Origin of the sequence: Kosakonia sp. CCTCC M2018092 (assembly GCF_003864115.1) — a bacterium.
Classification (GTDB): domain Bacteria; phylum Pseudomonadota; class Gammaproteobacteria; order Enterobacterales; family Enterobacteriaceae; genus Kosakonia; species Kosakonia cowanii.
This window is the reverse complement of record NZ_CP034225.1, coordinates 3,067,835-3,087,489: the sequence shown is the minus strand read 5'-3', so window position 1 is coordinate 3,087,489 and position 19,655 is coordinate 3,067,835. Positions and strand designations below refer to the sequence as shown.

The 19,655-nt window shown below is 55.7% G+C and carries 13 protein-coding genes; 8 read left to right on the top strand and 5 right to left on the bottom strand.

Going from position 1 to position 19,655, the window contains the following annotated elements; all coding sequences use genetic code 11:
* Window positions 1–45: 45 nt before the first annotated feature.
* The gene (trxB, locus tag EH164_RS14705) at window positions 46–1,011 is read right to left on the bottom strand and encodes a thioredoxin-disulfide reductase (protein WP_023481757.1); all 966 of its coding nucleotides are present in this window, start codon (window positions 1,009–1,011) and stop codon (window positions 46–48) included.
* A 550-nt stretch (window positions 1,012–1,561) separates the two neighbouring features.
* Here trxB and lrp point away from each other — a divergent pair.
* The 6 genes from lrp to EH164_RS14675 all read left to right on the top strand — a co-directional run bounded on the left by lrp (window position 1,562) and on the right by EH164_RS14675 (window position 11,204).
* The gene (lrp, locus tag EH164_RS14700) at window positions 1,562–2,056 is read left to right on the top strand and encodes a leucine-responsive transcriptional regulator Lrp (RefSeq protein ID WP_000228469.1); all 495 of its coding nucleotides are present in this window, start codon (window positions 1,562–1,564) and stop codon (window positions 2,054–2,056) included.
* 120 nt (window positions 2,057–2,176) lie between these two features.
* Window positions 2,177–6,289 (top strand): DNA translocase FtsK 4TM domain-containing protein, encoded by a 4,113-nt coding sequence (locus EH164_RS14695; RefSeq protein WP_124968883.1) that lies wholly within the window; start codon window positions 2,177–2,179, stop codon window positions 6,287–6,289.
* Between the two features lie 117 nt (window positions 6,290–6,406).
* On the top strand, window positions 6,407–7,018 hold the full coding sequence (gene lolA, locus EH164_RS14690; protein WP_076769636.1) for an outer membrane lipoprotein chaperone LolA: 612 nt from the start codon (window positions 6,407–6,409) through the stop codon (window positions 7,016–7,018).
* 9 nt (window positions 7,019–7,027) lie between these two features.
* Window positions 7,028–8,371, top strand: coding sequence for a replication-associated recombination protein RarA (rarA, locus tag EH164_RS14685; protein ID WP_124968881.1), 1,344 nt, complete (start codon window positions 7,028–7,030; stop codon window positions 8,369–8,371).
* A 92-nt stretch (window positions 8,372–8,463) separates the two neighbouring features.
* Complete coding sequence (serS, locus tag EH164_RS14680; protein ID WP_054803087.1) at window positions 8,464–9,756, top strand: serine--tRNA ligase; 1,293 nt, start codon at window positions 8,464–8,466, stop codon at window positions 9,754–9,756.
* A 299-nt stretch (window positions 9,757–10,055) separates the two neighbouring features.
* Window positions 10,056–11,204 carry an MFS transporter gene (locus EH164_RS14675; RefSeq protein WP_124968879.1) on the top strand — a complete coding sequence of 383 codons (1,149 nt, stop codon included), beginning with the start codon at window positions 10,056–10,058 and terminating at the stop codon, window positions 11,202–11,204.
* 76 nt (window positions 11,205–11,280) lie between these two features.
* Here the strand turns inward: EH164_RS14675 and pflA are convergent, their stop codons facing one another.
* The 4 genes from pflA to ycaO form a co-directional block, all read right to left on the bottom strand.
* Entirely contained in the window at window positions 11,281–12,021 is a 741-nt protein-coding gene (gene pflA, locus EH164_RS14670) for a pyruvate formate lyase 1-activating protein (RefSeq protein WP_023481584.1), read from the bottom strand.
* Window positions 12,022–12,213: 192 nt separating this feature from the next.
* The gene (pflB, locus tag EH164_RS14665; RefSeq protein ID WP_023481517.1) at window positions 12,214–14,496 is read right to left on the bottom strand and encodes a formate C-acetyltransferase; all 2,283 of its coding nucleotides are present in this window, start codon (window positions 14,494–14,496) and stop codon (window positions 12,214–12,216) included.
* 51 nt (window positions 14,497–14,547) lie between these two features.
* Window positions 14,548–15,405 (bottom strand): formate transporter FocA, encoded by an 858-nt coding sequence (gene focA, locus EH164_RS14660; protein ID WP_124968877.1) that lies wholly within the window; start codon window positions 15,403–15,405, stop codon window positions 14,548–14,550.
* Window positions 15,406–15,810: 405 nt separating this feature from the next.
* On the bottom strand, window positions 15,811–17,571 hold the full coding sequence (ycaO, locus tag EH164_RS14655) for a 30S ribosomal protein S12 methylthiotransferase accessory factor YcaO (RefSeq protein WP_023481644.1): 1,761 nt from the start codon (window positions 17,569–17,571) through the stop codon (window positions 15,811–15,813).
* A 137-nt stretch (window positions 17,572–17,708) separates the two neighbouring features.
* Between ycaO and EH164_RS14650 the strand changes: the two genes are divergently transcribed.
* Window positions 17,709–18,401 (top strand): DUF421 domain-containing protein, encoded by a 693-nt coding sequence (locus EH164_RS14650; RefSeq protein ID WP_124968875.1) that lies wholly within the window; start codon window positions 17,709–17,711, stop codon window positions 18,399–18,401.
* 162 nt (window positions 18,402–18,563) lie between these two features.
* On the top strand, window positions 18,564–19,649 hold the full coding sequence (gene serC / locus EH164_RS14645) for a 3-phosphoserine/phosphohydroxythreonine transaminase (RefSeq protein WP_023481286.1): 1,086 nt from the start codon (window positions 18,564–18,566) through the stop codon (window positions 19,647–19,649).
* The last annotated feature ends 6 nt before the right edge of the window (window positions 19,650–19,655 follow it).

Genomic DNA, 19,655 nt, shown 5'->3' with positions numbered 1-19,655 from the left:
CGACTTAATGTCGCCTTATTTACCTTTGTTACTGACTTGTAAAGATTATTTCTGAACAGCCAGCCCGTCGAGGTAGCGTTCAGCATCCAGCGCGGCCATACAGCCAGTCCCCGCGGAGGTGATCGCCTGACGATAGATATGATCCATCACGTCACCTGCGGCAAACACGCCGGGAATGCTGGTTTGCGTTGCGTTGCCATGAATACCGGACTGGACTTTGATGTAGCCGTTTTCCAGCTCAAGCTGACCGTCAAAGATCGCGGTGTTCGGGCTGTGGCCGATAGCGACAAACAGACCGGCAACGTCCAGCGACTCGATATTATCCGCGTTTTGCGTATCGCGCAGGCGCAGACCGCTAACGCCCATCTGATCGCCCGTCACCTCTTCCAGCGTACGGTGCGTATGCAGCACGATATTGCCGCTCTCAACTTTATCCATCAGACGCTTGATCAGGATCTTCTCCGCGCGGAAGGTATCGCGGCGGTGGATCAGGTGCACTTCAGAGGCGATATTCGCCAGGTAGAGCGCTTCTTCAACTGCGGTGTTGCCGCCGCCGATAACCGCGACTTTCTGGTTGCGGTAGAAGAAACCGTCACAGGTGGCGCAGGCAGAGACACCACGGCCTTTATAGGCTTCTTCGGAGGCGAGGCCTAAATAGCGCGCGGAGGCGCCGGTGGCGATGATCAGCGCATCACAAGTGTACTCGGCGCTATCGCCAATCAGGCGGAACGGGCGGTTCTGTAAATCGACGCTATTGATATGGTCAAAAATGATTTCAGTATCAAATTTGGTCGCATGTTCATGCATGCGCTCCATCAGACCCGGGCCGGTCAGATCGTGCGGGTCGCCCGGCCAGTTTTCCACTTCAGTGGTGGTGGTGAGCTGACCGCCTTTTTCCATACCGGTGATCAGCACCGGCTGCAGGTTTGCACGCGCAGCATAGACCGCTGCGGTATAACCGGCAGGGCCTGAACCAAGGATAAGCAGCTTACTGTGTTTGGCCGTCCCCATGAGATCCTCATTATTGTTTGGCAGACATTGGGCTGGATTGTAGGGAATTTGCGGGCGTAAAAAAAGGGCGTAGCGATTTTGTTAACGATGTGTGTGATAGAAAGGACCGATGGCGGGGCAATGATTTAGGCCGAAAACATAACAACTTCTACTGAGAAAAAGGCAGTTATAAGATGAATAAATGAGGATAAGGAATCGACCTTGATGAATATCTGGCATGTTGTACTAAAAAAAGATGTTTTGCTTTGACAATCCCCTGCGCTTTTGCGAAAACATCAAAGGAAGAAAAAAAGCAGTATTTCGCGCGTAACGCACGTTTACGCATGTAAATGCCATTTTACCGGGCTAGCGAAATCTACGCATGGCGTGGACAGACGCCATCCGTGATATCGATAGCTGCCGCAGGCACCGGTCTTCTCAACACAGCCCCTGGGATTATGCAACGGTCAGCATGCTGGCGCGCGGCACAATACGACGGGCAAAGATCCTGAACAGTGAAGTGCACAGGGTCAAGACAGGAGTAGGGAAGGAATACAGAGAGACAATAATAATGGTAGATAGCAAGAAGCGCCCTGGCAAAGATCTCGACCGCATTGACCGCAATATTTTAAATGAACTGCAAAAAGATGGGCGTATTTCCAACGTCGAGCTTTCTAAACGAGTAGGGCTTTCGCCAACGCCGTGCCTTGAGCGCGTGCGCAGGCTGGAAAGGCAGGGGTTTATTCAGGGCTATACGGCGCTGCTTAACCCGCATTATCTGGATGCATCACTGCTGGTCTTCGTTGAGATTACTCTGAATCGTGGCGCACCGGATGTGTTTGAACAATTCAACGCTGCAGTGCAAAAACTTGAAGAAATTCAGGAGTGTCATCTGGTTTCTGGTGATTTCGACTACTTGTTGAAAACGCGCGTACCGGATATGTCGGCCTACCGCAAACTGCTGGGCGAAACGCTGTTACGCCTGCCAGGCGTAAATGACACCCGCACCTATGTGGTGATGGAAGAGGTCAAACAGAGTAATCGTCTGGTTATTAAGACGCGCTAATACGGAACAGGTGCACAATCGCTGTTTTTTGATTACACTCCTGTTAATCCATACAGCAACAGTGCCGGGGAGACCCGGCGCTGTTGTCCGTTTTAGCATCAAGGACCTGGAGAGCCTGTCTTGAGCCAGGAATACACCGAAGACAAAGAAGTCACTTTTAACAAGCTAAGCAGCGGACGCCGACTCCTCGAAGCGTTGCTGATCCTCGTTTCCCTTTCTGCCATCTGGCTGATGGCGGCGCTTCTCAGCTTTAACCCATCCGATCCAAGCTGGTCGCAGACCGCATGGCATGAGCCGATCCACAATCTTGGCGGCGTGCCCGGCGCATGGCTGGCGGATACCCTGTTTTTCATCTTCGGCATTATGGCCTACACCATTCCGATCATTATTATCGGCGGCTGTTGGTTTGCCTGGCGTCATCGCGCCACTGAAGATTACATCGACTACTTCGCCGTCTCGCTACGCCTGATTGGCGCGCTGGCGCTGATCCTCACCTCCTGCGGGCTGGCGGCGATCAACGCGGATGATATCTGGTATTTCGCCTCGGGCGGCGTGATCGGCAGCCTGCTCAGCACTACGCTGCAGCCGTTACTGCGCAGCAGCGGCGGAACGCTTGCACTGCTCTGTATCTGGGCCGCCGGGCTGACCCTCTTTACCGGCTGGTCATGGGTCACCATCGCCGAAAAAATTGGCAGCGTTATTCTCAATATTCTTACCTTCGCCACCAACCGTACCCGTCGCGATGACACATGGGTTGATGATGAAGAGTATGAAGAAGAGGATGAGTATGACGAGGACGAGGCAAGCGACGCGCCTCGCGAATCACGCCGCGCCCGCATTCTGCGCGGGGCGCTGGCGCGCCGTAAACGCATTGCTGAGAAGTTCGCCAACCCGATGGGGCGCAAAACCGACGAAGCCCTCTTCTCCGGCAAGCGGATGGATGATGAAGAGGAGATCGCCTACAGCGCGCGCGGTGTGCCTGCGCAGCCAGACGACGTGCTCTTCTCGGGACATCGCGCGACGGAAGTTGAGCAGGAGTACGATCCGCTGCTCAATGGTCGCAGCGTGACGGAACCCGTTGCGGCGGCTGCCGTCGCGACAACCGTTGCCGCGCAAAGCTTCGCTGCGCCGACGGAGCCGGTTATGCAAACGCCGCAGCCCGCTGAATGGCAGCATGCGCAGCAGGCACCAGGTTATCCTAATCAACAGGCTGCTTATCAGCCGCCTGTGCACCCCGAACAGCAGGCCGCTTATCAGGCGCCAATGCATGGCGATCCGCAGGCCGCTTATCAACCGCCGCTGCATCCCGATCAACAACCTGCTTATCAAGTACCGATGCAGGGTAATTCGCCGACCGCTTATCAGCAGCCAGCGCATTATGACGAAACGGCTGCTTACCAGCCGCAGGCCGTTCCAGAGTGGCAGCAGCCGATCGCGGAAGAGCCGTGGACGCCAGATGCGCCGGTAACCCCGCAGCCGCAGCAGGAAGAGGTCTACTGGCAACCGCAGCCTGATTCCCGGCAGTGGCAGCCTGAACCGCAAATCGCCCCCGCGCCGGATCCGGTTATTGAACCTGAACCTGCTGTGGAAGAGACGAAACATACCCGTCCGCCGCTCTACTACTTTGAAGAAGTGGAAGAGAAGCGTGCGCGTGAGCGTGAGCAGCTGGCCGCCTGGTATCAGCCGATTCCTGAGCCTGCCGAGCCAGAGCCGGTAGCCCGGCCAGCCGCGCCGTCGATGCCTGTTCCACCTGCTGTGGATCCGGCCATTGCGCCTGCGGCTGAAAGCGCTCTGCCCGCTGCCGCTCAGGCTGCTTCAACTGCCGCTGCCGCAGCGGCAGCCAGCGCGCCGGTGTTTGGTCTCGCCGGTGGCGCGCCGCGCCCGCAGGTAAAAGAGGGCATTGGCCCGCAGCTGCCGCGTCCTAACCGTGTACGGGTGCCGACGCGTCGTGAGCTTGCCTCTTATGGCATTAAACTGCCTTCGCAGCGCATGGCTGAAGAGCGCGCGCGTGAAGATGAGGTGCGTCAGCCAGATCAACATCTCTCTGATGATGATGCCGATATGTTCCAGCAAAACGAGCTGGCGCGTCAGTTCGCCGCCACGCAGCACGATCGCTACGGTGAAGAGTATCAGCATGAAACGCCGCAGTTTGACGCTCCTCAGCCTGAGTTTAATGAAGCCGAAGCTGAAGAGGCGGAGCTGGCTCGCCAGTTCGCCGCATCTCAGCAGCAGCGCTACGGCGGTGAGCAGCAGGCCTTTACGCCGGAAGATGCCGACGTCTCGCCGATGAATACGCGCGCGACCGCGCCGCTGTTCACGCCTCCGCCACAAGCCGCTGCACAACCTCAATACCAGCAGTCTGCCCAGCAGCCGCAGCCGCACTATCAGCAACCTGCCGCGCAGCCGGTGCAGCCGCCAGCTTATGGTCAGCCTGCCCAGCAGCCGCAGCAGTACTATCAGCAGCCTGCCGCACAGCCGGTTCAACCGCCTGCCTATGGTCAGCCCGCCCAGCAGCCGCAGCAGCACTATCAGCAGCCTGCCGCACAGCCGGTTCAACCGCCTGCTTATGGTCAACCTGCCCAGCAGCCGCAGCAGCACTATCAGCAGCCCGCCGCGCAGCCGGTGCAGCCGCCTGCCTATGGTCAGCCTGCCCAGCAGCCGCAGCAGCAATCTGCTCCTCAGCCGCAGGAGAGCCTGATCCATCCGCTGTTGATGCGTAACGGCGACAGCCGTCCGGTGCAGAAACCGACCACGCCGCTGCCGTCGCTCGATCTGTTAACGCAGCCGCCAGCGGAAGTGGAGCCGGTGGATACCTTTGCGCTTGAGCAGATGGCGCGTCTGGTTGAGGCTCGCCTGGCGGACTTCCGTATTAAAGCGGACGTGGTGAACTACTCACCGGGCCCGGTGATCACCCGCTTTGAGCTAAACCTCGCGCCTGGCGTGAAAGCGGCGCGAATCTCCAACCTGTCACGCGACCTGGCGCGTTCGCTCTCGACTGTTGCGGTGCGCGTGGTGGAAGTGATCCCGGGTAAACCTTACGTTGGCCTCGAGTTGCCGAACAAGAAGCGCCAGACCGTTTACCTGCGTGAAGTGCTGGACTGCGTGAAGTTCCGCGAAAGCCCGTCGCCGCTCACCGTGGTGCTGGGTAAAGATATCGCCGGCGATCCGGTGATTGCCGATCTCGCGAAGATGCCGCACCTGCTGGTCGCCGGTACCACCGGCTCCGGTAAGTCGGTCGGCGTGAACGCCATGATCCTCAGCATGCTCTACAAAGCGACGCCGGAAGATGTGCGTTTCATCATGATCGACCCGAAAATGCTCGAGCTGTCGGTCTATGAAGGTATTCCGCATCTGTTGACCGAAGTGGTCACCGACATGAAAGACGCGGCGAATGCGCTGCGCTGGAGTGTCAATGAGATGGAGCGTCGCTATAAGCTGATGTCTGCGCTGGGCGTGCGTAACCTCGCCGGCTACAACGAGAAGATCGCCGAAGCCGCGCGGATGGGACGCCCGATCCCGGATCCCTACTGGAAGCCGGGCGACAGCATGGCAACCGAACATCCGGTGCTGGAGAAACTGCCGTACATCGTGGTGATGGTCGATGAGTTTGCCGATCTGATGATGACTGTTGGTAAAAAGGTCGAAGAGCTGATTGCCCGCCTGGCGCAGAAAGCGCGTGCGGCCGGTATTCACCTGGTGCTGGCTACTCAGCGACCCTCAGTGGATGTGATCACCGGCCTGATTAAAGCCAACATCCCGACGCGTATCGCCTTTACCGTATCGAGCAAGATCGACTCCCGTACCATCCTCGATCAGGGCGGTGCAGAATCGCTGCTCGGCATGGGGGATATGCTTTACTCCGGTCCGAACTCAACCTCTGCCCCGGTGCGTGTCCACGGTGCGTTTGTTCGCGATCAGGAAGTTCACGCCGTGGTGCAGGACTGGAAAGCGCGCGGGCGTCCGCAATACGTTGACGGCATCACCTCCGACAGCGAAAGCGAAGGCGGCGGCGGTGGTTTTGACGGCGGCGAAGAGCTGGATCCGTTGTTCGACCAGGCCGTTAACTTTGTCACCGAAAAACGCAAAGCCTCGATTTCCGGCGTGCAGCGCCAGTTCCGTATCGGCTACAACCGTGCGGCGCGCATTATCGAACAGATGGAAGCGCAGGGGATCGTCAGCGAGCAGGGGCACAACGGTAACCGTGAAGTGCTGGCTCCACCGCCGTTTGAGTGATGCAAAGTTAGGTAAATACTGCAAATTCAGTTTTTTCTTCTGTCACTCTGGCGTTTCGCTTTCTAGAGTGACAGAAGGATTCTCCCACGTCGGGAGTGACGTATCAGAGGAATGACAATGAAAAAAATCGCCATGGTTTGTGCGCTGATGGGCTCCTTAGTGGTCAGCAATGTCTGGGCTGACGCGGCAAGCGATCTGAAAAGCCGCCTCGATAAAGTCAGCAGCTTCCACGCCAGCTTTACCCAGAAAGTGACCGACGGCAGCGGCGCTGCGGTACAGGAAGGCCAGGGTGATTTGTGGGTTAAACGCCCGAACCTGTTTAACTGGCATATGACCCAGCCGGACGAGAGCGTACTGGTTTCCGACGGCAAAACGCTGTGGTTCTACAACCCGTTTGTTGAACAGGCGACGGCAACATGGCTGAAAGATGCTACCAGCAACACGCCGTTTATGCTGATTGCCCGTAACCAGAGCAGCGACTGGCAGCAGTACAACATTGCGCAGAAGGGCGATGATTTTGAACTGACGCCAAAAAGCAGCAACGGTAACCTGAAACAGTTCACCATTAATGTTGGCCGCGACGGCACCATCCATCAGTTCAGCGCCATCGAACAGGATGACCAGCGCAGCAGCTACCAGCTGAAAGCGCAGCAGAACGGCGCTGTCGATGCATCGAAATTCACCTTTACCCCGCCGCAGGGCGTAACGGTTGACGATCAACGCAAGTAAGAGGCGTGCATGAGTAACATGTCGCTCGATTTTTCCGAGAACACGTTTCAACCTCTGGCCGCGCGTATGCGGCCAGAAAATTTAGCGCAGTACATTGGTCAGCAGCACCTGCTGGCTGCGGGCAAACCCCTGCCGCGCGCCATCGAAGCGGGTCATCTGCACTCAATGATCCTCTGGGGACCGCCGGGCACCGGCAAAACCACGCTGGCGGAGGTGATTGCGCGCTATGCCGATGCCGATGTCGAGCGCATCTCAGCGGTCACCTCCGGCGTTAAAGAGATCCGTGAAGCCATAGAGCGCGCCCGCCAGAATCGCAATGCCGGACGCCGCACCATTCTGTTTGTCGATGAAGTCCACCGTTTCAATAAGAGCCAGCAGGATGCTTTTCTGCCGCATATTGAAGACGGCACCATCACCTTTATCGGTGCGACCACCGAAAACCCTTCATTTGAACTCAACTCCGCACTGCTCTCCCGTGCGCGCGTTTACCTGCTCAAATCCCTCACCACAGAGGATATTGAACAGGTATTGACGCAGGCGATGGAAGATAAAGCCCGCGGCTACGGCGGCCAGGATATCGTTTTGCCGGACGAAACCCGGCTGGCGATTGCCGAGCTGGTAGGCGGCGATGCGCGCCGGGCGCTCAACACCCTTGAGATGATGGCGGACATGGCCGAGCTTGATAAGAGCGGCAAGCGTGTGCTCAACCCTGAGCTGCTTACGGAGATTGCCGGTGAGCGCAGCGCGCGCTTTGATAATAAAGGCGACCGTTTTTACGATCTCATCTCCGCGCTGCATAAATCGGTACGCGGAAGCGCGCCAGATGCCGCGCTCTACTGGTATGCGCGCATTATCTCTGCCGGCGGCGATCCGCTCTATGTTGCACGCCGCTGCCTGGCAATCGCCTCCGAAGATGTCGGCAATGCCGATCCGCGCGCTATGCAGGTTGCTATCTCCGCGTGGGACTGCTTTACCCGCGTCGGTCCTGCCGAAGGCGAACGCGCCATTGCGCAGGCGATTGTCTACCTGGCCTGCGCGCCGAAAAGTAACGCCGTCTATAAAGCTTTCAAGGCTGCGATGGCCGATGCGCGACAGCGTCCCGATTATGATGTGCCGCCGCATCTGCGTAACGCGCCGACCAAGCTGATGAAGGAGATGGGTTATGGGCAGGAGTATCGCTATGCCCACGATGAGCCCAATGCCTTTGCCGCCGGGGAGGAGTATTTCCCGCAGGAAATGGCAGAAACGCGCTACTATCAGCCGACGAACAGAGGTCTTGAAGGCAAGATTGGCGAAAAGCTCGCCTGGCTCGCTGAACAGGATCATAAAAGCCCTATAAAACGCTACCGCTAGTGCGGGCGTTGCGGTAAGGTTACGGCTCATACCCTCGATCGCACTCTGCGGTCGGGTTCCTTTTATTTCAATTCGATAAGCACAGGAAAAGCATGCTCGATCCCAATCTGCTGCGTACCGAGCCAGACGCAGTCGCTGAAAAACTGGCACGCCGGGGCTTTAAGCTGGACGTAGAGAAATTACGCGCGCTCGAAGAGCGTCGTAAAGTCCTGCAGGTCAATACTGAAAATCTGCAGGCAGAGCGTAACTCACGATCGAAATCCATCGGCCAGGCGAAAGCACGCGGGGAAGATATCGAGCCATTACGCCTGGAAGTGAACAAGCTGGGTGAAGAGCTGGACGCGGCGAAAGCCGAGCTGGAAACGCTGCTGGCTGAGATCCGCGATATTGCGCTGACCATTCCGAACCTGCCTGATGACAGCGTACCGGTTGGCCGTGACGAGAATGATAACGTTGAAGTCAGCCGCTGGGGCACGCCGCGCCAGTTTGATTTCGAGATCCGCGATCACGTCACCCTCGGCGAAATGCACAGCGGCCTGGATTTCGCCGCTGCGGTGAAGCTGACCGGCTCCCGTTTCGTGGTGATGAAAGGGCAGATCGCCCGTATGCACCGTGCGCTGGCGCAATTCATGCTCGATCTGCACACTGAGCAGCACGGCTACGCGGAAAACTACGTGCCGTACCTGGTCAACCACGACACCCTGTACGGGACCGGCCAGCTGCCGAAGTTCGCCGGCGACCTGTTCCATACCCGTCCGCTGGAAGAGGAGTCCGACAGCAGCAACTACGCGCTGATCCCGACCGCGGAAGTGCCGCTGACCAACCTCGTGCGCGATGAAATTATCGATGAAGAGAGTCTGCCGATCAAAATGACCGCGCATACGCCGTGCTTCCGTTCTGAAGCAGGGTCTTACGGTCGTGACACGCGCGGTCTGATCCGTATGCACCAGTTCGATAAAGTCGAACTGGTTCAGGTGGTTCGCCCGGAAGATTCCATGGCGGCGCTGGAAGAGATTACCGGGCATGCAGAGAAAGTGTTGCAGCTGCTCGGTCTGCCTTACCGGAAAGTGCTGCTCTGCACCGGCGATATGGGCTTTGGTGCCTGCAAAACCTACGATCTCGAAGTGTGGGTTCCGGCGCAGGGCACCTACCGCGAAATCTCCTCCTGCTCCAACGTCTGGGATTTCCAGGCGCGCCGCATGCAGGCACGCTGCCGCAGCAAGTCCGACAAGAAAACCCGTCTGGTGCATACCCTGAACGGCTCTGGTCTGGCAGTGGGTCGTACGCTGGTTGCGGTGCTGGAAAACTACCAGCAGGCCGATGGCCGCATTGAGGTGCCGGAAGTACTGCGCCCTTATATGAACGGGCTGGAGTACATCGGTTAATCTTGCCGATACAGCACATTTTAAAAGCGCCTGCGGGCGCTTTTTTTATTGTCTTTATTCGTGCGTCTCAACCATTAATCTTCATGAATTTTTTCAACTGAAATATTGGCGCTTGTTATTGATTAATGATTCTTTATCAATGAGATATAACGCGGCGGTGCGCGCTAAGTGGCAAAGAGGATAAGTTTTACAAATCGTCGTCGATAAAAAGCGCTCGCTGGCGAAAAACAGTGGATTGACAATGTTTTTGCCGGTGGCATGATGCGCACGCAATCTGAACTTCCTCACGGTTTTAACCCATGACCACCTATACCCGGCCAGTGCTTTTATTGCTCTGTGGCCTGATGCTGTTGACCCTGGCTATCGCGACGCTGAACACGCTCGTGCCCCTTTGGCTCGCCCATGAAAATCTGCCTACCTGGCAGGTCGGCATGGTTGGCTCCTCCTATTTCACCGGCAACCTGCTGGGCACATTACTGACCGGTCGACTGATCCGCCAGATGGGCTTTAACCGCAGCTACTACATCGCGTCGCTGATTTTCGCCGCAGGCTGCGTCGGGTTAGGGCTGATGGTGGGTTTCTGGAGCTGGATGATTTGGCGTTTTATCGCCGGCGTCGGCTGCGCCATGATTTGGGTGGTGGTGGAGAGCGCGCTGATGTCCAGCGGCACCTCTCACAACCGTGGTCGCCTGCTGGCGGCCTATATGATGGTTTACTATATCGGCACCGTGCTTGGCCAACTGATGGTCAGCAAACTGCCAACCGAACTGATGAGCGTGCTGCCGTGGGTTACCGGTATGGTGCTGGCGGCAATGCTGCCGCTGCTCTTTACGCGTATCGTTAATCAGCACAGCGAAGAGCAGGTGGCCTCTTCGATCTGGCCGATGCTGCGTCTGCGTCAGGCGCGCCTTGGCGTTAATGGCTGCATTATCTCCGGGATTATCCTCGGCTCGCTCTATGGCCTGATGCCGCTCTATCTGTCGCATCAGGGCGTCAGCGACTCCGGCATTGGTTTCTGGATGGCGCTGATGGTCAGTGCGGGGATCATCGGTCAGTGGCCGATTGGTCGCATCGCCGACCGCTTTGGTCGCTTGCTGGTGCTCCGCGTGCAGGTCTTTGTGGTGATCATCGGCTGCTTCGGCATGCTGAGTAACGCAGCAATGGCACCGGCGCTGTTTGTGCTGGGCACGGCAGGCTTTACTCTCTACCCGGTGGCAATGGCCTGGGCCTGTGAAAAAGTTGAACACCATCAGCTGGTTGCAATGAATCAGGCGCTGCTGTTGAGCTATACCATCGGCAGCCTGCTCGGACCAACGCTCACTTCTATGCTGATGCAGAGCTACTCTGACAGCCTGCTGTTTGTAATGATTGCTGGCGTATCGCTGGTCTACCTGGTGATGCTGATGCGCAAAGCGGGCCACCACCCGACGCCGGTGGCACACGCCTGACGGTTCTCCGGCGCATCCGGCAGACAACAAAAAAGCCACAACATAACGTTGTGGCTTTTTTTATTCGTTTCGCGGCTCAATACATCACTTTATGGCCGTACTGCTCGAGGATCCCTTTCACGCGCTCCATGGTCTCTTTTTTCGGCGGGTGAATGCCATCCAGCTTGTACTCTTCGCCCATCGCCACCCATTTGTGTTTGCCAAGCTCATGGTAGGGCAGCAGTTCGATTTTCTCGACGTTGCCCATGTCGCGGGTAAACTCGCCGAGACGGTGCGCGGAGTCGTCATCATCTGACCAGCCCGGCACGACAACGTAGCGGATCCAGACCTTGATCCCTTTCTTCGCCAGATACTGGGCGAACTCCAGCGTACGATGGTTGGAGACGCCGACCAGATTCTGGTGGATCTCATCATTCATCTGTTTCAGATCGAGCATCACCAGATCGGTGACCTCCAGCAACTCATCGATCACCGGATCGTAGCGGCGAACAAAGCCGTTGGTATCAAGGCAGGTGTGAATACCCTCTTTTTTACAGGCGCGGAACCAGTCACGGACGAACTCCGCCTGCAAAATCGCTTCGCCGCCCGAGGCGGTCACGCCGCCGCCGGAAGCATTCATAAAGTGGCGATAGGCCACCACGTCTTTCATCAGCTCTTCAACGGTGATCTCTTTACCGCCATGGGTATCCCAGGTATCACGGTTATGGCAGTAGAGGCAGCGCATCAGGCAGCCCTGAAAGAAGGTAATAAAGCGGATGCCCGGGCCGTCGACCGTACCGCAGGATTCGAAGGAGTGTATGCGACCAATAGCTGACATTGCGGTGTTTTCTCCAGATGTGGCCCATCCGGGGCCTGTGTCTGTGCAGTTTCATTCCTTCTGCACTAAGTCTGTTTTGGCAGGCATCCGGTAAACAGATGGCTGACGAAGCAGGCTATGGTTGTGAAAAAGGCCCCACAGACGTGGAGCCTTTAGTGTACGCTTTTTACAAGCTTCTTTCAGCCAATACCATTACATGGTCTGGGTGAAAGTACGGGTAATCACGTCCTGCTGCTGCTCTTTAGTCAGGGAGTTAAAGCGCACAGCGTAACCGGAAACGCGGATGGTCAGCTGCGGATATTTCTCCGGGTTTTCCATCGCGTCGAGCAGCATTTCGCGGTTCATGACGTTGACGTTGAGGTGCTGACCACCTTCGATTGAGGCTTCATGGTGGAAGTAACCATCCATCAGGCCTGCGAGGTTAGTTTTACGCACTTCATCATCTTTACCCAGCGCGTTCGGCACGATAGAGAAGGTGTAAGAGATACCATCTTTCGCGTAGGCAAACGGCAGTTTTGCAACGGAGGTCAGAGAGGCAACAGCACCTTTCTGGTCACGGCCGTGCATCGGGTTAGCACCCGGTCCAAACGGTGCACCAGCGCGACGACCATCCGGGGTGTTACCGGTTTTCTTACCATACACAACGTTAGAAGTGATGGTCAGAACCGACTGAGTCGGGATCGCGTTGCGGTAGGTGGTCAGTTTCTGAATTTTCTTCATGAAACGTTCTACCAGGTCAACCGCCATGTCATCGACGCGTGCGTCGTTGTTACCAAACTGCGGGTATTCGCCTTCGATTTCGAAGTCGATAGCCAGACCGTCTTCGTCACGAATCGGTTTAACTTTCGCATATTTGATAGCAGACAGGGAGTCAGCTGCAACCGACAGGCCAGCGATACCACAAGCCATGGTGCGTACCACGTCACGATCGTGCAGCGCCATCAGAGAGGCTTCGTAGCTGTACTTGTCGTGCATGTAGTGGATAACGTTCAGCGCGGTGACATACTGTTTAGCCAGCCAGTCCATAAAGTGATCCATACGTTCCATCACTTCGTCGAACTTCAGCAGGTCGCCTTTGATAGGTTCAGATTTCGGACCTACCTGCATTTTCAGTTTTTCATCCACGCCGCCGTTGATAGCGTACAGCATGGTTTTCGCCAGGTTTGCACGGGCACCGAAGAACTGCATCTGTTTGCCGACAACCATCGGGCTTACGCAGCAGGCAATCGCGTAGTCATCGTTGTTGAAGTCTGGGCGCATCAGGTCATCGTTCTCATACTGCAGAGAAGAGGTGTCGATGGAGACTTTAGCAGCGAATTTTTTGAAGTTCAGCGGCAGTTTTTCAGACCACAGAACGGTGATGTTCGGCTCCGGAGACGGCCCCATGGTGTAGAGGGTGTTCAGGAAGCGGAAGCTGTTTTTGGAAACCAGCGTACGGCCGTCAACGCCCATACCACCGATAGATTCAGTTGCCCAAATCGGGTCGCCAGAGAAGAGCTCATCATACTCAGGAGTACGCAGGAAGCGGACCATACGCAGTTTCATGACCAGGTGGTCAATCATTTCCTGTGCATCCTGCTCGGTGATTTTGCCTGCTTTCAGGTCACGTTCAATGTAAACGTCCAGGAAGGTGGAGACGCGACCGAACGACATTGCAGCACCGTTCTGAGACTTAACCGCGGCCAGGTAGCCGAAGTAGGTCCACTGAATTGCTTCCTGAGCGGTGGTTGCCGGACCGGAGATATCGCAGCCATATTTTGCTGCCATCTCTTTGATCTGACCCAGCGCGCGGTGCTGTTCAGCAATCTCTTCGCGCAGACGGATAGTCGCTTCCAGGTTTACGCCGTTTTCCAGGTCAGACTGCAGAGACTGGAACTGGGCATATTTGTCTTTCATCAGGAAGTCGATACCGTACAGCGCAACGCGACGGTAGTCACCGATGATACGGCCACGGCCGTAGGCGTCCGGCAGACCGGTCAGCACGCCAGATTTACGGCAGTTCAGGATATCTTTGGTGTAAACATCGAATACGCCCTGGTTGTGGGTTTTACGGTATTCGGTGAAGATTTTTTTCAGCTGCGGATCCAGTTCGCGGTTGTACGCTTTGCAGGAACCTTCAACCATTTTGATGCCGCCAAACGGGATGATCGCGCGTTTCAGCGGTGCTTCGGTCTGCAGACCAACGATCTTCTCAAGCTGCTTGTTGATGTAGCCCGCATCGTGAGAGGTGATAGTGGAAGCAACGGAGGTGTCGAAATCAACTGGCGCATGCGTGCGGTTTTCCAGTTTCACGCCTTCCATGACTTTGTCCCACAGCTTGGTGGTCGCGTCAGTGGCGCCCGCCAGGAAGGACTCGTCACCTTCGTACGGAGTGTAGTTTTTCTGGATAAAATCACGTACGTTTACAGCGTTTTGCCATTCACCTTGAGTAAAACCTTCCCAGGCTGCGGCTAATTTTTCGTTAAGTTCGGACATGTAACACCTACCTTCTTAAGTGGATTTTTTATTTACTGCCTGAAACGATCTTTAGTGGTGATCGTTGCCACGCAGGTAAATGACCCAGTATGTCAACCCGACCAGTAAGCCTCCACCGATGATGTTCCCGATTGTTACCGGGATCAGGTTATCGGTAATAAAGTTCATGGCTGTCAGGTGAGAAAAACTTTCCGGGCTGGAACCAACGGCGGTCCAGAACTCCGGGCTTGCAAAGTTGCGAATCACGATGCCCATCGGGATCATAAACATGTTCGCGATACTGTGCTCAAAACCGCTGGCGACAAACATCGCGACCGGCAGCACCATAATCATTGCTTTATCCATCAGGCTGCGGCCGGAGTAACTCATCCATACCGCCATGCAGACCATCAGGTTCGCGAGGATACCTAACGCCACCGCTTCGACGAAGGTGTGGTGCACCTTGTGGTCGGCGGTCTGCAATACGTTTAAGCCCCAGCCACCGTTGGCGACCATATATTCGCCGGAGAGCCACATTAATAAGACGAAGAGCAGCGCACCTACCAGGTTGCCAACGTAAACGTTGATCCAGTTTCGAGCCAGTTGCCCCCAGGTGATGCGCCCGCTGGCTTTCGCCACAACAATCAGCACCGTGGAGGTAAAGAGGTCAGCGCCGCAGATAATGCAGAGAATCAACCCAAGTGAGAAACAGATGCCGCCGATAAGTTTAGCAATGCCGTAAGGCATCGTTGCTGTACCGGTGGTAGCCGTTATATAGAAAACGAACGCAATGGAGATAAACACACCGGCGGTGATCGCCAGGTAGAAGGTCTTAAGCGGATGTTTAGTCGCTTTATAGACACCAGCTTCTTCGGCCACTTTGGCCATCTCTGCTGGAAGTATAAGATCAAAAGGGTTGTCAGCTTTCACACTAACTCTCTCTTTATTAAGTCGGCGACGAGATACTAACAAAGCATTATAGAAGACAAATTGATATGGATCATATCTCGCCTGGCTTATAGGACCGCAAAGCGTATGGTTTTTCTGCTAAAGCGGAGTAACGTGTTGATTATCAAAGTAAAAATAAATTTTAAAATTTATAAGAAGCGTTGAATTTTTTTGTGCACTCCTCCGTTACTGGTTAATTAATATGGAGTAATTGCTATTAGAAGTAACAATGTTAACGCTGAAAATATAATTATATTCACCCGTGGTTAACTTAAATATTACATTTAAGATTCATCAGCAAAATATAATAAAAAAGGGGCAATAAAATTGCCCCGTAATATAGCGTAGACTTGCGAATAAGCCTACCAGTTGTAGTGTTATTTATCGTTACTTAGACCAGTAAGCGACTTTCGCACGTTGTAATTTTTCGTAAGCGGCTAACAGCGACTGATGAGCCGGGAACGCTTGCAGCGTGCCGTCGGCAGGCTGCAGATCGTAAAACGGCGCTTCACCGCTGAGGGCGGCGCTGGCGGCTTCCACGGCCTGCGCGCCATACATGCGCACAAAGGCGTTAAGGTATTGCAGCGGTTGGCGCTCCTCTTCCTGCGCCAGCAGGAGCAGCGTTTGCAGGCAGCGGTAGTAGTTGGCGCGTTCAGGGCTGAAGATTGAGGCGTTAAACTCAATCGTCCACTCGGTCCAGGCCAGTGCCTGATCAAGATCGCCGCCCGCCAGCGCCAGCATTGCTTTCAGCTCGCCGATGCGCAGGGTATACCAGCCGTTATCTTTGCCCGTTGCCAGACCCAGCAGCTCGCGCACGCGCGTAAAGTCATCGTGACCTTCATCATCCAGTTGGGCGATAAGATCGAGATAGGCCTCTTTATCCCACTCGCTGCCAGGCAGGGAGAGGATAGTTTCGCGCAGGTGCGTACCCATGGTGTTATTCGCCAGCCACAGATCTTCCGCCGGATAGATATCAGACATGCCCGGCACCAGAATACGGCAGGCGTAGACGCCCAGGTGCTCATAATCCGCGATGTAAACCTCTTTATCTTCCTTCTGGAAGATACTCATCAGCGTCGCGAACTCCTCTTCCGTGGTGCCGGCAAAGCTCCAGTCGACAAACGGATAATCGGCATCCTGTTTAAACAGATCCCAGGAGATGAGACCACTGGAGTCGATAAAGTGCGTTTCAAGGTTGGCGTGTTCTGCCACTTCTTCATCATCGAAGGTCGGCGGGGTAAAGACATCCAGATCTTTCAGACCGCGGCCCTGCAGCAGTTCCGTAACCGTACGCTCCAGCGCCACGCCGAAGTCCGGGTGCGCGCCAAACGAGGCGAAGCAGGTACCATTCGCCGGGTTGAACAGCACCACGCAGATCACCGGATAGTTGCCGCCCAGCGAGCCGTCGTAGGCAAAGATTGGGAAACCTTCCGCTTCCAGTTTGGCAATCGCTTCGACCACGCCCGGATAGCGCGCCAGCACCTCCTGCGGGATCTCCGGCAGGCTGATGCTCTCGGCGATAATGCGGTTTTTAATGTGACGTTCAAAAACTTCAGACAGCCCCTGCACGCGCGCTTCGTTACGGGTGTTGCCCGCTGACATGCCGTTGGAGACATAAAGGTTGCCGACGATATTCATCGGGATATAGACCGTCTGCTCATCCGACTGGCGGGTAAACGGCAGGGCGCAGATCCCACGCTCTTCATTACCGGATTGCAGATCAATCAGCATACCGGCGGCCAGTTCGTTTTCCGGATCGTAGTAGGCGCGAAGACGCGCATCGAGGATACCTTCCGGCAGCGAGTCATCTTCCGGCAGCGGGAACCACTTCTCATTCGGATAGTGGACAAACGGCCCCTGGGCAATGGCGTCGCCAAGCCAGAAGTCAGCAAAGAAGTAGTTGGTGGAGAGACGTTCGAAATATTCGCCGAGCGCGGAGGCCAGCGCCGCTTTCTTCGTGGCGCCTTTACCATTGGTAAAGCAGAGCGCGCACTCTTTATCGCGGATATGCACCGACCAGACGTTTGGCACAGGGTTTAGCCAGGAGGCCTCTTCAATATTGAAACCGAGATCGGTCAGTTTCTGCTGAAAGCGGGCGATGGAGTCTTCCAGCGCGGCGTCTTTACCGGGGATAAATGTTTGGGTCATGGCGGTCACTTTTTTCGTACGTAAAGCGCGCAATGATACGGGTTTTACGTGGCAGGCGCTATCGTCCTTCGTGGTGCGGCGAAAATAAAAGTTCTGGCTATGCTTATCAGGAGTAACTCACTGTTAAGGCAATAAAAATGAAAGCGTTTGACCTGCATCGCATGGCGCTCGACAAAGTTCCCCTCGAATTTCTGGGCGAAGTAGCGCTGCGCAGTCTCTACACCTTTGTGCTGGTTTTTCTGTTCCTTAAAATCACTGGCCGACGCGGCGTACGGCAGATGTCGCTGTTTGAAGTGTTGATTATTTTGACTCTCGGTTCGGCGGCGGGCGACGTCGCGTTTTATGATGATGTCCCCATGCTGCCGGTGCTGGTGGTCTTTATTACTCTCGCGCTGCTCTACCGTCTGGTGATGTGGCTAATGTCGCACAGCGAAAAGCTTGAGGATCTGCTGGAGGGTAAGCCGATCGTCGTGATCAAAGAGGGCGAGCTGGAGTGGGAGAGGCTGCATAAGGAGAACATGACGGAGTTCGAGTTCTTTATGGAGCTGCGCAACAACGGCGTCGAACAGCTCGGGCAGGTGCGGCTGGCGATTATGGAGACCAACGGTCAGCTCAGCGTCTATTACTACATTGATGAAGAGGTCAAACCCGGGCTCTGCATTCTGCCAGAGGGGGGCAGCGAGCGATTTATCACTGTCCCGGAGGCGGGCGATTATGTTTGCGTCCGTTGCAGTAAAATTTCTGCGTTGCAGGCGGGTGAAAAAAAAGCCTGCCCGCGCTGCGCAAATCCGGAATGGTCGAAGGCCAGCAGGGCGATTCGCGTCACATAACAGGGTTTTTATCGGATCTGCTTTCGACTGACAAAACATTCTGCTATGTGATGGGACGCACAACTTTCCCCTGCCTCTGATTACTCGTTGCGGCCTGTGGCGGTGAATGATAAAACCGATGTCACAGGAAAAACGTTTTGCTTTATAGGGTGGTAAGGGGAAATGACGCAGGTTTTCAATTTTAGTTCTGGCCCGGCCGTATTACCGGCGGATGTGCTTAAGCAGGCTCAGCAGGAGTTGTGCGACTGGCAAGGTCTCGGCACGTCGGTGATGGAAATCAGCCACCGTGGCAAAGAGTTTATCCAGGTGGCGGAAGAGGCAGAAAAGGATTTTCGCGATCTGCTCAATATTCCCTCCAACTATAAAGTGCTGTTTTGTCACGGCGGCGGGCGCGGCCAGTTCGCTGGCGTTCCGCTCAATCTGCTGGGTGATAAAACCACCGCGGATTATGTCGATGCCGGTTACTGGGCGGCCAGCGCGGTCAAAGAGGCGAAGAAGTACTGCACGCCAAACGTCATTGATGCCAAAACCACTCTCGACGGCCTGCGCGCGGTTAAACCGATGCGCGACTGGCAGCTGAGCGACAACGCAGCCTACCTGCACTACTGCCCGAACGAAACGATCGACGGCATTGCCATTGACGAAACGCCGGACTTTGGCGATGTAGTAGTGGCCGCGGATTTCTCCTCTACTATTCTTTCTGCTCCGCTTGATGTCAGCCGCTTTGGCGTGATCTACGCTGGTGCGCAGAAAAATATTGGCCCGGCGGGATTAACGCTGGTGATTGTGCGGGAAGATCTGCTCGGTAAGGCGCACCAGTCCTGCCCGTCGATTCTTGATTACAGCGTGCTTAACGATAACGATTCAATGTTCAACACCCCGCCGACCTTTGCCTGGTACCTCTCCGGCCTGGTGTTCAAATGGCTGAAGCAGCAGGGCGGCGTGGCGGCAATGGACCGCATCAACCAGCAAAAAGCCGATCTGCTGTATGGCGTGATCGATGGCAGTGATTTCTATCGTAACGATGTGGCGAAGGCCAACCGCTCGCGCATGAACGTCCCTTTCCAGCTGGCTGACAGCGCCCTCGATAAACTCTTCCTCGAAGAGTCCTTTGCAGCCGGCCTGCACGCGCTGAAAGGCCACCGTGTGGTGGGCGGCATGCGTGCTTCCATCTATAACGCCATGCCGCTGGCGGGCGTGCAGGCGCTGACGGACTTTATGGTTGAGTTCGAACGCCGTCACGGTTAATGCAGT